This window comes from Bradyrhizobium sp. CSA112 (assembly GCF_029051645.1).
Taxonomy (GTDB): Bacteria; Pseudomonadota; Alphaproteobacteria; order Rhizobiales; family Xanthobacteraceae; genus Bradyrhizobium.
The window spans coordinates 507,999-520,907 of sequence record NZ_JAACFS010000002.1 but is presented as its reverse complement, the minus strand read 5'-3'; the positions used below and the strand labels follow the sequence as shown (position 1 = coordinate 520,907).

Sequence of the window (12,909 nt, the reverse complement as noted above, 5' to 3'; positions counted from 1 at the left end):
GCCTCTTAAACGGGCAGTCGAATGTTCAAGAAAGATCAGCAGCAGCAAAGGGATCTATTCGAATCCGAACGTAATTTCCGACTCCTGGTTGAAGGCGTTGCCGACTACGCGCTTTACATGCTGGATCCGAACGGCTTGGTGACGAGCTGGAATGTCGGCGGCCAGCGGATCAAGGGTTACACGCCGACAGAGATCATCGGCCAGCATTTTTCCCGCTTCTATACCGAAGTCGACCGCACCAGCGGCAAGCCGCTGCGTGCCCTGCGTATCGCCCGGGAACAGGGCCGCTACGAGGAGGAAGGCTGGCGGGTTCGCAAGGACGGCACGTTCTTCTGGGCCAGCGTCGTCATCGATCCCATTTGCGAGGACGGCAAGCTCGTCAGCTTCGCCAAGATCACCCGCGACATTACCGAGCGCCGCGCAGCCCAGCTCAAGCTGGACCAGATGCACCAGCAGCTTGCGGAATCGCAGAAGCTCGACGCGCTCGGCCAACTGACCGGCGGCGTGGCGCATGATTTCAACAATCTTCTGATGATCATCAGCGGCAGTCTTCACACGCTGAAGAAAGCGGTGGGCGACGATCCCAGGTGCCAACGGGCGCTGTCAGCGATCGAAGGCGCGACCAAACGCGGCGCCTCCCTCACCAGCCAGTTGCTGACATTCGCACGGCGGCAGAGCGTCAACCCGCAGGCGGTCGATGTCGCCGAGCGCATCGATGCGGTGCGCGAAGTGCTCGATACCGCCGCCGGCGGCGCGGTGGCGTTGCAATTCGACGTCGCCAAGGGCGTCTGGCCGGTCATGGTCGACGTCGCCGAGTTCGAGACGGCGCTGGTCAATCTCGTCATCAACGCCCGCGACGCCATGACCGGCGGCGGCGTCATCACGATATCGGCGCGCAACGACGCGCCCGGTGGCAAGGCCGATACAGGCGGACATGTCGCGATCTCGGTGGCGGACACCGGCACCGGCATCGCACCGGATATCCTCTCCAAGATCTTCGATCCCTTCTTCACCACCAAGCCGATCGGCAAGGGCACCGGTTTGGGACTGTCGCAGGTTCATGGCTTCGCACATCAGGCCGGCGGAACGGTCAAGGTGGCGAGCGAACTCGGCAAGGGTACCAGGATCACGATTCTGCTGCCGCGAAAGGAAACCGCTGACACGGCCGAGGATGCCAATGCGGCCGAGGCCGCCGGCAGCGGCACCGTGCTGCTGGTCGAGGACAATCCGGATGTCGCCTCCGTCAGCGCCGGCCTGCTCGAACAGCTCGGCTACACCGTGCGCCGGGTGGCGGATGCAGAAGCGGCCTTGCGCGAAATTGAGCTCGACGGAATAGACCTCGTCTTCTCCGACATCGTGATGCCCGGCAAAATGGATGGCCTCAGCCTGGCCCGCCACCTGAAGGCGATCAAACCCCGACTGCCGATCCTGCTCGCCAGCGGCTATAGCGACGCCGCGCTGAACGTGCACGGCGATTTTCCCATCCTGCGCAAGCCCTACGAAATTCACGAACTCAGCCAGGCGATCGCGAAACTGCCGCGGTGACGGCGCTCACAAGATCGCCTCGAACGCGCTGCGCAGCGTTTCGTGCCGGAACACGAATCCGTGGCTCAGCGCCTTGTTCGGCAGCACGCGCTGGCCGCCGAGCAGCAATTCGTTGGCAAAATCGCCGCCGACACGGCGCAGCAGCGCGTCGGGAATCCGGAATAGCGCGGGCCGGCGCAGCCGGCGGCCGAGCTCTTCGGTGAATTTCAGGTTGGTAACCGGGATCGGCGCCGTCGCATTGACGGGTCCTGAGATCTCGGGGCGCGCGATGACATGGGCGATCAGGCGGATCAGGTCATCGCGCTCGATCCACGACATCCACTGCCGGCCCGAGCCGAGCGGCCCGCCAAGGCCGAACTCGAACGGCGTCAGCATCCGCGTGATGAAGCCGCCGTCGGTACCGAGCACGAGGCCGATCCGCAAGTACGCAACGCGGATCCCCTGCTCTTCTGCCGGACGCGCCGCGTTCTCCCAAGCTTCGCAGAGTTCGTGGCTGAAGCAGGCATGCGATTTGGCTGATTCTGTCAGCACCTGGTCCTGCCAGAGCCCGTACCAGCCGATCGCCGAGCCCGAGACCAGCACCGCCGGCTTGCGTTCGAGCCGCGCGATCAGGGCGACGACCTCGCGCGTCATGTTGATGCGGGAATCGAGGATCTTGCGGCGCTTGGCTTCGGTCCACAGCCCGTTGCCGATCGGCTCGCCCGCGAGATTGACGATCGCATCGATCCTGGTGTCCGCCGGGAGCTGATCGAGGCTCGTGATCAGCGTGATCGGCGGCGGCAGCATGTCGGCTTTCGCAGGGTTGCGCACCAGCGCGATGACCTGATGCCCCGCACCGCTCAAGCCCGCGACCAGGCGGCTGCCGATGAAGCCGGTAGCGCCGGTGACGAGCACAGTCTGCCCGGCGGGCAGTTTTTCGACCAGGCTTGCCGCGGGCGCGCAGGTCATGCGCGAAAGACGCTTTGACGCGGTGAAGTCGCGCAGGCCGCATAGTGCCGCGCCTGCGGCCGCTGCCGCCGCGATCAGACTGAGCCAGCCCGTGTAAGCCGATTTGACGCCGGTCGGCTGCGCTGCCCAGCCGATCAGCACCGGCAGCAACAGTACCAGGATGGCGCCGTAATTGATCGCGAGCAGCGTGTGATTGATGCGTTCGCTGGCCGGCAGCTTCCGGCTGATGTCCTCCTCGACGAAATCCATCAGCGTAATGACGATTTCGGCGACCAGCACCGCGATGATCAGCATCGCAAGGATGCCGTGCACCTCCAGCCAGCCCAGCACCAGGAACAGCAGCGCATAGAGCATGTTGCGCAACGCATGAAGCTGCAGCTCGTAGCGCTGCGAGGGACGCCATGCGAGCCGCTCGGTCAGCTCATGATGATAGAACGTGTCGAACACGCCCATCGCGACCTGAATGGCGATCAGGATCCAAAGCAGCGACGTCATGATGCGGCCTCCCGGAACACGGCGGATTGACGAATGAGTTTGCCGAAGCGCGGATGGACGATCTCCAGCGTGAAGCGGAATGTGCCGTCGCCGAGATCGGAATGGGTCACGGTGAGATCGCCTGGCGTGAACCGCATGGGCAGCGGCAATCTCAACGGCCCGAACTGGAAGGAGTAGCCGACGCTGCGAAACACCAGCGCATCGTGCTCGACCGACATCCGCAGCGCCATGCTGACGCCGTAGCCGACATATTCCTCGAGCCCGGTCGGCCCGGCGAACCGTTTCGCCGAGTGAATGACTTGCGGAAAGCCGTTGCTGCGCGCGCAGATGCGGGTCCAGGTCTGGCCGCCGCTCGCCTCGGTCACCGTCACGACCATCGGCACGCCGGTCTCGGTGCAAAGCGGCAGCGGTCCGCCGATGACGCGCGCAAGCTGCGCCAGCCACCAGCCGGCCGGTGTGAAGCTCGCTTCCTCGACCGTGCCGACATAGACCACGGTCTCGCCGTCGGCGAAGCGCTTGGAGAAGCGCCGCCAGGTCGCCAGCGGCAGACGGCCCCACTCCTCGTCAGGCAACAGATCGTGGAAGCGGTGGTCGTCGAGCAGGATGGTGTTCGAGGCGGGTGTTGCGGGAGGCCTTGGTATTCTGGTGGACGCCATCACACACTCCTGCCCCTCTGCACCTATCTGGATTTGCCTGCGGGCAAGAAGCTGACGATCTTCTCGCCAAGCTTGATCAGCGCGACGAGCCTCGGACGCGGCACGCCCAGCATCTGCATGTACCAGCGGTCGACCAGTTCGGTGAAAGCCAGCATTTCCTTCAGCCGCTTGCTTGCGACCGGGCTGATGGTCGGGTCATCAGCCGCGTCGGAAACGCAGGCACGCAGCGCATCGATGGCAGGATCGATCTCGCGCTCCTTGCGGCGGGCGGCGATCCGCGCCGCGACTTCCCAGATATCGGTTTCCGCCTCGAAATGATCGCGGCGGTCGCCGAGGATCGGCACCCGGCGGATCAGATTCCAGGCCAGCAATTCCTTGATGGAATTGGAGACGTTGGACCGTGCCATACCGAGCGTCTCGGCGATATCTTCCGCCGTCATCGGCGCCTCGGCGAGATAAAGCAGGCCGTGGATCTGGCTGACGGAGCGGTTGACGCCCCACTCGTCTCCCATGTCGCCCCAGTGCAGGATGAACCGCTCGACGACGGCAGGGAGTTTCTTTTTGCCGGTTGTTTCTGTCATGACAGAAATATCTGACGTTACTGCACGGATGTCAAGCCCGCCGCGAGTCCACGGCGGCCCGGCGGCCGTGCGCGGCACGGCCGCCTCCGACACCACGCTCCGCATGGGTTCCCGAGATGGAACCCCGGATCGAAGCCGTTCCGTCGTTCTTCGGTTCGATTCGTTAACCGCTCAGTACCGGTCGCGGCTTAGATTCAACCGTGCGCATCACCCGCAACGAGGTCTGGCGCGGTCATCAAGGCATGGAATGCCCCATCGAAATCCCCCAGACCCGGGCGGGCCGCTGCGGCGGGTAACGTCGACGTCCCTGGTCATCATCTTTGCGCTTGTCATGACCGCCAGTGTCCTCGGCGTCATGGCCTGGAAGGTGCTCGACGCCAGGAAAGCGGCGCTGGCGAGCGGCAGCTCCGACATCCAGAACCTCGTCCATTCGCTCTCCGAGCATGCCTCGCACACCATTCAGGCGGTCGATATCGCGATGGCTGGAATGGTGGACCTGCTGAAATACCGGGATCCCGAGCCGAATCGGTTCAACAGGTACCTCGCTGAAACGGCGAGAACGCTTCCCCAGTTGCGCGACATTGGCGTCGCGGATGCCAAGGGCAACTGGACCTATTCGTCATTGCCGGAGACACCGCGCCACACTGCCTCGGACCGCAGCTACTTCGCCTATCACCGCGACACACCGGAGAACGCACTTCGGATCAGTGAGCCGATGCAGTCCCGTGTAGACGAACAATCCTCAATGATCGTTCTTTCGAAGCGTATTACCAAGCTCGACGGCAGCTTTGGCGGGGTTGTCGCTGCAGCGATCGACAAGGATTACTTCAACGGCTTTTACCGGACATTCAAGCTCGGCCCGGACGGCGGCATCACCCTGATACGGAATGATGGTACGCTCCTGATACGCTGGCCGCAGTCGGACAGGGGCACGGATCTGTCCAAGACCGCCCTGTTCTCAAAGCATCTTAAGCTGAGCTCTGTCGGATACTACAAGATCATCTCGCCGTTCGACGGCATCGTGAAGCACCTCGGCTACGAGAAAACGCCGCACTACCCCATGGTGGTTACCGTGGCCATGTCGGAAGACTGGCTGCTTTCCGAATGGTGGAAGGGATTGCGCACCGACGCCATCGTCGCAGGCGTGCTGTTATGCATGATCCTGATGCTGGCGGCGTTGCTTGCCCTGCAGTTCCGCTTTCGCAACAAGACCGAACGCACGCTGCGCGAACGCGAGGCGCACTACCGATTGCTGGCCAACAATATCGCCGACATCATCATCCTGATCGATGCCCGCAGCCTGCTCCGTTATGTTTCCCGTTCCGTCGAGCCGGTGCTGGGGCTGCGTGCCAGGGACCTGATCGGAAAATCATGCTTCGAGCTGGTCCACCCCGAGGACCGGGAGAGCGTCAGGCAGGCCACCACAAGGCTCAGGGGTATCGATAGCGTCAGCACGGTCGTGTTCCGGCACTATCGCGCCGACGGAACGCTGGCGTGGGTCGAAAGCAAGTTCAAGCTGGCGACGGAACCGAGCGACCCCGCCCGGACGGAATTTCTCTGCGTCATCCGCGATGTGACGGAACGCAAGCGGATGGAGGACGAGCTGACCCAGCTCAACCGCCGCCTCACCCAGCTCGCCGCAACCGACGGACTGACCGGCCTCACCAACCGCCGCACCTTCGATGGCTTCCTGCGACGCGAATACGAAGCCTGCGAAGAAATTTCGGTGCTGCTGTTCGATATCGACAATTTCAAGGGCTATAACGACACCTACGGACATCAGGCCGGCGACCGCTGCCTGCAGGCGGTTGCGAAGGCAATCGGCAATGCGGCCGGCAATACGTCTGGCCTGTCAGCGCGCTATGGCGGCGAGGAATTCGCAATTGTGTTGCCGAACACCCCGGGAGACGAAGCCCTGAGGGTGGCCGAAGCCATCCGGCTGACAATTCGGGCGCTCGGCATTCCGAACACGGCCTCCAGCCGCGGCTACATCACCATCAGCGCAGGCGTCGCCGCCAAAAACCGCTCGACCCTCGACGAGGCAGCGTTGGTGGGAGAAGCCGATGCCGCGCTCTACGAGGCAAAGCGCCTCGGCCGCAATCGCAGCGTCGTGTATTCTTCACGCGACCTGCACTATGTCGATAGCGCCTCCATCCAGCACGACGGCGAAGTCGCGCCGGGCGAGCGGACGCATTAGCGCGAGGTTTCGCGCGAGCACGACGGCATCTTCCTGCGGATTAGTACAGGTCAAGCGCTTACATCCGCTGGCGAAGCGTGTGTAAAGTAACTTCCGGCGGACAGTTTAAGCGAACGGGCAACAGGCTCGTTCCGGCACCAACCGATGTGTAACCGACCATTCTACCGTGATGCCACGCGCCCGCACCCATCGAGCGCGGCAAGCGAGCCTCCAACTTGACTGGAATCCCGCCGGGAAGGCAGAGCTGTCCACCGTGGGTATGGCCGCTGAGCATTAGATTGAAGCCGGCTTTGGCCGCTTCGCTATAGACCTCGGGCGTGTGAGACAGCAAAACGGAAAATGCGCCGCTTGGAATTCGCTTCGCCGCCCTCTCAATGTCGTCGGTCCGGTAGAAATGCGCATCATCGATGCCTGCCAGATAGATCTGACTATCTTTGCGCGAAATTGTTTCGCACTCATTGAAAAGCATCCGGATCCCCATCTCTTCCAGCGCGGGCACCATGTATATGCTGTCGTGATTGCCGAGCACGCCGTACATCGGCCCTTTTATCCGGGCCGTCAGCTCATGGATGCTCTTGAGGCTCGGGTCGAATGGTCCATAGGTTTTTCCGCGATAATCTCCCGTCAGTACGCAAATGTCGTATTTGAGGTCGCCGACAATGCCGATGAGGTGCCGCATCGCTCCCTCGCTTATGTCTGCGTGCAGGTCACTGAGATGAAGAATTGTGAAATTTGCAAATGCCGGAGGAAGGTTCTCAAATTCAAGTAGATTCGTCTTAATGGCGATCTGATCGGCGTTGCGACGCGCGCGGTTGTACAGTCCCATCAGCTTCAGCGCGCTTCCAATGATCCAAGGCGCCCTGTACCAATTTTCGAGATTGAAGAGAATCAGTCCCTGGCCAAAAAGTTGAGCCTCATGTTCAGTCTCAACTTTCAGCCGCCGTTCTACATGTTCGGCGCCGATCCGATCCACTAAGCTTTGTAAGGCCAATATAGTCACAGTTGACGATTGAACCTCGCCTTCGAGCGACTGTCAAAGTGACACCTATCCCTCAGGATTGTTTACGTGCCCGCGGACCACTTGGCGTATGCCGTATTCGGTCAGGCCCTCTGCGGCGCGCAGGCGCTAGCAGCAATCGCTCTACAGGTTGGGCAATCGCTCTGGCGCCCCCGCAGCTCCGATCCGCTAGATCATCACGGTGCCCACATCGAACCGGACGGAGAAAAAGGATGATCTGGAAAAGCATCGTCGGACCTCGTGCGATCGCACCGGCTGCTGCGCGCTGGTTCGCAATATCTGGTTTTGCTCGCAAGTCGGCTGAGACAGTCTCCGACTTCGCCAGCATCGTTCACAACCTGGCTATGGACGTGCGCGATAGCTACCGGCCCGAGCTGCATTACATGCGTGGCCCCGGCCCGAAATGGCGCGCCAGGCATCAGCCTCGGCTAAGTGTCGCTTCTGACTGCCCACATTCCCCTGTGTGCTAGAAAGGGTGCCCTCATGCGGAACCTTAGCTTCGGACAGGTTGGTCTTCTTGCGATCTTGCTAGCCCTGCTTGGCCTCACTGGCGTTTGGGCTGTATCGGTGTGGAACGCCACGAGCGACGCCGTGATGGATAAGCACGGCTGGATCGCCCTCGGACTCGGAACGTTCTTTTCACTCCTGATCGGCTGCGGGCTGATGGCTTTGATGTTCTTCAGCAACCGTAGTGGTCACGACGACGCCGCCGACCCGTTCAGGGAAAGGCGTAAGCCGCCCGCTGAATGAGTTGTAACCGGGGCCAAAACAAAAACGGTCCCGGTCTGCCGGGACCGCTTAAGTTTTAAGTTTGTGAGTGTTTCCCATATCACGATGCTCAGATCGTCGGCAGCACCGAGAAGCGCTCCCCTGCCCGCCGCAGGTTCAGCATGCCGGGACCAGCGGCCTCATTCTGTATCGCGTCGACCCGCGCCGAATATGGTCCGCGCCGGCATGACTCGATCATGGCCGTAACGGCTCCCGCGGGGCCGGCGAACACCGCTTCGACGCTGCCGTCGCGGCGATTGCGCACCCAGCCTTCGAGGTCATGCGACCGCGCCTCGTCGTCGACAAAGGCGCGGTAGCCGACGCCCTGCACCCGGCCCCTGATCGTGACATGACGGATCGCGTCGCTCATGACTTCTTCAACCCGAGAAATTCACCGCTGCGGGCTTTAACTTCCGACTCGCGCATCGCGCGGCCGGTGAGCTCTGCCGACGCCAGTCCCCTCAGGTTCTTCGGCGAGGCTCCCTCACGCAACGCCTTCAGCGTATCATAGACGGCCTGCGTGGCGGCCGCGAACGGCGCATGGCCCTGCAGCGCGATCCGCACGCGCTGGCTTCCGAGATAATCGAGCGCGGCCATATCCTCGGGCGCGCCGCCGAGTACGATGGGAAGGCGCGTCGCAGCCGAAATGGCTTCCAGCTCCGCGGGGGTCTTGATGCCGGTGAAGAACAGCGCATCGACGCCGGTCGCCTCGTACGCCCGCGCGCGCGCAATCGCGTCGTCGAGACCGGTGATGGACACGGCCCCGGTCCGCCCCATGACGACCAGCGAGGGATCGCTGCGGCCATCGAGCGCGGCCTTCATCTTGCCGACGCCCTCCTCCAGCGGGATCAGTTGCGTTCCGGCCTGTCCGAACGCCGGCGGCAGCAACGTGTCCTCGATCGTCAGGCCAGCGGCGCCGGCAGCCTCAAGCTCCTGCACGGTGCGTCGGACGTTGAGCCCGTTGCCATAGCCGTGATCGGCATCGACCAGCACCGGCAAGGTCGAGGCGCGCGACATCCTGCGCATCTGTTCGGCCAGCTCCGTCAAGGTGATCAGCGCGATATCGGGATCGCCGAGCACGACGAGCGAGGCCACCGACCCGCCGAACATGCCGAGCTCAAACCCGAGGTCTTCCGCAATGCGGATCGATGTCGCGTCATAGACCGACCCCGGCCGGATGCAGGTCGAGCCGTTCAAGATGGAACGCAGTCTCTCTCGGCGCTGACGGAAAGCCATATAGTGTGCCCTCAGTTCTATCCATCGTCATTGCGAGCGAAGCGAAGCAATCCATACTTCTTTCTCGGCACGATGGATTGCTTCGCTTCGCTCTCAATGACGGAAGCGTTACGCAAACTCCAGGATCAACGCATCGACCGCCAGCGTCGCACCGGCAGCGGCATGAATCTTCTTCACGGTGCCATCGCGCTCGGCGCGCAGCACGTTCTGCATCTTCATCGCCTCAACCACGGCCAACGTCTCGCCGGACTTGACCTCCTGGCCTTCGCTCACGGCAATCGACACCACGAGGCCGGGCATCGGGCACAGCAGCTTCTTGCCGGCGTCGGCGGCTGAGTTCACCGGCATCAGCCGCGCGGCCGCGGCCTCGCTCTCGGTGAAGACGTTGACCGCAACTTCAAAGCCCTGATGCGCAAGGCGAAAGCCGTTCGGGATCGCGCGTACCTGCATCGCCACGAAATGGCCGTCGATGGTGCCCTGCCAGACCGGTTCGCCCGGCGTCCAGTGCGAGACCAGATTGTGCGGATTGCCGGGCAGACCGTCGGCGCCGATGAAACGCACCGCGATGCCATCGGCCTCGCGCGCCACATCGAGCGCGATTTCATCGCGCTCCAGCCACACCGCGCGGCGGCGTTCGCGCTGCACCAGCCGGCCGGTCAACTGTCCGGAAATCTGCCGCTTGCGCTCGCCCAGCACGTGATCGATCGCAGCTCCCACGGCGGCCAGCCGCCGCGCGATCTCGCCTTCCGGCGGGCGCGCCGAAAAGCCCTTCGGAAACTCCTCCGCGATGAAGCCGGTGGAAAGCTTGCCCTCGCGCCAGCGCGGATGATTCATCAGCGCCGACAGGAACGGAATGTTATGCCTGATGCCGTCGACGTAAAATGCATCCAGCGCGGTCGCCTGTGCCTCGATCGCGCCGGCGCGCGAGGGCGCGTGCGTGACCAGCTTGGCGATCATCGGATCGTAGTGGATCGAGATTTCGCCGCCTTCCTGCACGCCGGTATCGTTGCGGATGGTGACGCCGTCCTGGCTCGCCTCCGCCGGCGGGCGATATTTCACCAGCCGGCCAATGGACGGCAGGAAGTTGCGGAACGGGTCTTCGGCATAGACGCGCGATTCCACCGCCCAGCCGGTCAGCAGGACGTCCTTCTGCGCGATCGAAAGCTTCTCGCCGGCGGCGACGCGGATCATCTGCTCGACGAGATCGATGCCGGTGACGAGTTCGGTGACGGGATGCTCGACCTGCAGACGGGTGTTCATCTCCAGGAAGTAGAAGCTCTTGTCCTGGCCGGCGACGAATTCGACGGTGCCGGCGGAATCGTAGTGCACGGCCTTTGCCAGAGCCACCGCCTGCTCGCCCATCTTGCGGCGAGTGGTCTCATCGAGCAGCGGCGACGGCGCCTCCTCGATGACCTTCTGGTTACGGCGCTGGATCGAGCATTCGCGCTCGCCGAGATGGATCACGTTGCCATGCTTGTCCCCTAACACCTGGATCTCGATGTGGCGGGGATCGACGATGAATTTTTCGATGAAGACGCGGTCGTCGCCGAACGAGGATTTCGCTTCGGCCTTGGCGAGCTTGAAGCCTTCGGCGACTTCTTTGTGCGAATGCGCGATCCGCATGCCCTTGCCGCCGCCGCCGGCAGAGGCCTTGATCATCACGGGATAGCCGATCTCGTCGGCGATCTTCACCGCGTGTTTTTCGTCGTCGATGACGCCAAGGTGCCCCGGTACAGTCGAGACCTTGGCCTTCGCGGCGGCCTTCTTGGATTCGATCTTGTCGCCCATCGCGGCGATCGCGCCCGGGTTGGGGCCGATGAAGACGATGCCCGCCTTGGCGAGCTCGCGCGGAAACGCTTCACGCTCGGACAGAAAGCCATAGCCGGGATGCACGGCCTCTGCGCCGGTCTTGCGGCAGGCCTCGATGATCCGATCGATCAGAAGATAACTTTCGGCCGCCGCCGGCGGACCGATCAGCACGGCGTCATCGGCCATTTCGACGTGGAGCGCATCGCGGTCGGCCTCGGAATACACCGCTACCGTCTCGATCCCCATACGGCGCGCAGTCTTGATAACCCGGCAGGCGATCTCGCCGCGATTTGCGATCAGAATTCTTTTGAACATGTTCTTCTTGCTTGAGCTTTGGGCAGGACCCTCCCCCCGCAATGGAATGCGGGACGCGGGGCAACCCACCCGTCGTACAGCAAAAATCGATGGAGGCAACGGTCTCGTGTCGACGACCGAGACCAGGTGGCGGCAATTCAGCCGGAATAAGAGTTAAACCGGCCCCGCGCATAGGCCTGGGATACCGCTTTCATCAGCTCGCCTACCTCGGACTCCAGATATTCATTGGCGACAATCAGCGCGCGGATCGTCGCCCTCATGTCGCCGCCGCAGGTGGAAATCGCTTGATCCACCGCGGCTTCCAGCCCGTCGTTCTCTTCAAATTTCGGCTGTGAAGAGGATGACATGGCAATATTCCGTGTTGAGCGACGCCGGCAATGTTCCTATTTTGTTCTTGCGAAGTCAATGGGCCGTTCGGCGCCTGGCCGCAACGGCGCTGATGGTTTTCCCCAACGTGCTTTCATGCGCGATTAGCTTCAGTGGCTTGGTTCAATCACCTCGGCTTATGCTAGAAGGCGCTCGCGGGTGTGGAATTGATTAGAAATGAAACAGATGCGGTCACGAATTTTTCTGGTTGCGGCGTTGCTATCGATCGTACTTCCGGCCAGCCAGAGTTCGGCCGCCACCGCCATCGTCCGGGATGGCAGCACGCTTCAGCTCGGCAATGTCACCTACCGGCTCGACGGCATCGATGTCCCAACCGTCGACCAGCTCTGCATCGACGAACACGCCGATAGCTGGACCTGCGGTATCGAGGCGCGCGATCAATTGGCAAAACTGACCGGCGGCAAACAAATCCGCTGCGACGATCTTGGTCCGGACCCCGCCTATAAGAAACGGCGCATCGGCGTCTGCAAGATCGAGGGCGACACCACAAGTCTCAGTCAGTTGCTGGTCCGCAACGGCTTTGCCGTGAATGTCGAAGCCTCCGCCAGCGGCCGCTTCCAGGTGGATGAAGCCCGCGCCCGGGAAGACCGCCAGGGACTCTGGAAAGGCTGCTTCGTGGCGCCGCGCGAGTTCCGCACGGGCAACAAGGATAGCGCCCTGCTCGGCGCCGCGTGCCGCGCCGACCGCGACCGCGAAATCCGCGAGGCCTTGTTCCCCGAGGATCTCGTGATGCCGGCAAGCTGCAACATCAAGGGTAAATACGCCGTCCGCGCGCGCGTCACGGGGAACCTCGGCATCTACCACCTTCAGATGTGCCGCTCCTACCCGGGCCTGACCAAGCCGGATCGCTGGTTTTGTTCCGAGGAAGACGCGCAAGCCGCCGGGTTCCGCAAAGCCTATAACTGTCGATCAACCACCAAGAGTAAATGACGCTGGCAAAGCCGCCGTTTCCTG

Annotated in this window: 12 protein-coding genes; 4 read left to right on the top strand and 8 right to left on the bottom strand. The window is 62.6% G+C overall.

All coding sequences use genetic code 11. From position 1 onward, the window contains the following. Positions 1–21 precede the first annotated feature (21 nt). Complete coding sequence (locus tag GWE18_RS07450; RefSeq protein ID WP_275185115.1) at positions 22–1,545, top strand: PAS domain-containing sensor histidine kinase; 1,524 nt, start codon at positions 22–24, stop codon at positions 1,543–1,545. Between the two features lie 6 nt (positions 1,546–1,551). On the opposite strand, the gene GWE18_RS07445 is transcribed toward GWE18_RS07450, so the two are convergent. Genes GWE18_RS07445 through GWE18_RS07435 form a run of 3 tightly spaced genes read right to left on the bottom strand, consistent with a single transcriptional unit; the run spans position 1,552 to position 4,225 of the window. Continuing rightward, the gene (locus GWE18_RS07445) at positions 1,552–2,988 is read right to left on the bottom strand and encodes a TIGR01777 family oxidoreductase (protein WP_275185114.1); all 1,437 of its coding nucleotides are present in this window, start codon (positions 2,986–2,988) and stop codon (positions 1,552–1,554) included. Continuing rightward, positions 2,985–3,644 carry a DUF4166 domain-containing protein gene (locus tag GWE18_RS07440; protein ID WP_275185113.1) on the bottom strand — a complete coding sequence of 220 codons (660 nt, stop codon included), beginning with the start codon at positions 3,642–3,644 and terminating at the stop codon, positions 2,985–2,987. The genes GWE18_RS07445 and GWE18_RS07440 overlap by 4 nt, the downstream gene beginning before the upstream one ends. Positions 3,645–3,667: 23 nt before the next feature. Next, entirely contained in the window at positions 3,668–4,225 is a 558-nt protein-coding gene (locus GWE18_RS07435; protein WP_275185112.1) for a MarR family transcriptional regulator, read from the bottom strand. Positions 4,226–4,556: 331 nt separating this feature from the next. Between GWE18_RS07435 and GWE18_RS07430 the strand changes: the two genes are divergently transcribed. Next, positions 4,557–6,422, top strand: coding sequence for a diguanylate cyclase (locus GWE18_RS07430; protein WP_275185111.1), 1,866 nt, complete (start codon positions 4,557–4,559; stop codon positions 6,420–6,422). A 58-nt stretch (positions 6,423–6,480) separates the two neighbouring features. On the opposite strand, the gene GWE18_RS07425 is transcribed toward GWE18_RS07430, so the two are convergent. Beyond that, positions 6,481–7,395, bottom strand: a complete 915-nt coding sequence (locus GWE18_RS07425) for a metallophosphoesterase (protein ID WP_275185110.1) — start codon at positions 7,393–7,395, stop codon at positions 6,481–6,483. Between the two features lie 636 nt (positions 7,396–8,031). On the opposite strand from GWE18_RS07425, the gene GWE18_RS42240 reads away from it, so the two are divergent. Continuing rightward, a complete protein-coding gene (locus GWE18_RS42240) occupies positions 8,032–8,190 on the top strand; it encodes a hypothetical protein (protein WP_342804234.1) in 159 nt (52 codons plus the stop codon). A gap of 88 nt (positions 8,191–8,278) precedes the next feature. On the opposite strand, the gene GWE18_RS07415 is transcribed toward GWE18_RS42240, so the two are convergent. The 4 genes from GWE18_RS07415 to GWE18_RS07400 all read right to left on the bottom strand — a co-directional run bounded on the left by GWE18_RS07415 (position 8,279) and on the right by GWE18_RS07400 (position 11,915). Further along, positions 8,279–8,578, bottom strand: a complete 300-nt coding sequence (locus GWE18_RS07415; protein ID WP_275185108.1) for an acylphosphatase — start codon at positions 8,576–8,578, stop codon at positions 8,279–8,281. Next, positions 8,575–9,444, bottom strand: coding sequence for an isocitrate lyase/PEP mutase family protein (locus tag GWE18_RS07410; RefSeq protein WP_275185107.1), 870 nt, complete (start codon positions 9,442–9,444; stop codon positions 8,575–8,577). Before GWE18_RS07410 ends, GWE18_RS07415 begins: the two co-directional genes overlap by 4 nt. Before the next feature lie 108 nt (positions 9,445–9,552). Then, the gene (locus GWE18_RS07405; protein ID WP_275185106.1) at positions 9,553–11,568 is read right to left on the bottom strand and encodes an acetyl/propionyl/methylcrotonyl-CoA carboxylase subunit alpha; all 2,016 of its coding nucleotides are present in this window, start codon (positions 11,566–11,568) and stop codon (positions 9,553–9,555) included. Between the two features lie 137 nt (positions 11,569–11,705). Next, on the bottom strand, positions 11,706–11,915 hold the full coding sequence (locus GWE18_RS07400; RefSeq protein ID WP_275185105.1) for a hypothetical protein: 210 nt from the start codon (positions 11,913–11,915) through the stop codon (positions 11,706–11,708). A gap of 205 nt (positions 11,916–12,120) precedes the next feature. On the opposite strand from GWE18_RS07400, the gene GWE18_RS07395 reads away from it, so the two are divergent. Continuing rightward, positions 12,121–12,885, top strand: coding sequence for a thermonuclease family protein (locus GWE18_RS07395; RefSeq protein WP_275185104.1), 765 nt, complete (start codon positions 12,121–12,123; stop codon positions 12,883–12,885). Positions 12,886–12,909 lie beyond the last annotated feature (24 nt).

Coding starts and splice junctions, on each gene's coding strand:
- GWE18_RS07400 (WP_275185105.1), bottom strand. CDS start 11,915: ATGTCATCCTCTTCACAGCCGAAATTTGAAGAGAACGACGGGCTGGAA.
- GWE18_RS07445 (WP_275185114.1), bottom strand. CDS start 2,988: ATGACGTCGCTGCTTTGGATCCTGATCGCCATTCAGGTCGCGATGGGC.
- GWE18_RS07440 (WP_275185113.1), bottom strand. CDS start 3,644: ATGGCGTCCACCAGAATACCAAGGCCTCCCGCAACACCCGCCTCGAAC.
- GWE18_RS07405 (WP_275185106.1), bottom strand. CDS start 11,568: ATGTTCAAAAGAATTCTGATCGCAAATCGCGGCGAGATCGCCTGCCGG.
- GWE18_RS07450 (WP_275185115.1), top strand. CDS start 22: ATGTTCAAGAAAGATCAGCAGCAGCAAAGGGATCTATTCGAATCCGAA.
- GWE18_RS07430 (WP_275185111.1), top strand. CDS start 4,557: ATGACCGCCAGTGTCCTCGGCGTCATGGCCTGGAAGGTGCTCGACGCC.
- GWE18_RS07415 (WP_275185108.1), bottom strand. CDS start 8,578: ATGAGCGACGCGATCCGTCATGTCACGATCAGGGGCCGGGTGCAGGGC.
- GWE18_RS07435 (WP_275185112.1), bottom strand. CDS start 4,225: ATGACAGAAACAACCGGCAAAAAGAAACTCCCTGCCGTCGTCGAGCGG.
- GWE18_RS07395 (WP_275185104.1), top strand. CDS start 12,121: ATGCGGTCACGAATTTTTCTGGTTGCGGCGTTGCTATCGATCGTACTT.
- GWE18_RS07410 (WP_275185107.1), bottom strand. CDS start 9,444: ATGGCTTTCCGTCAGCGCCGAGAGAGACTGCGTTCCATCTTGAACGGC.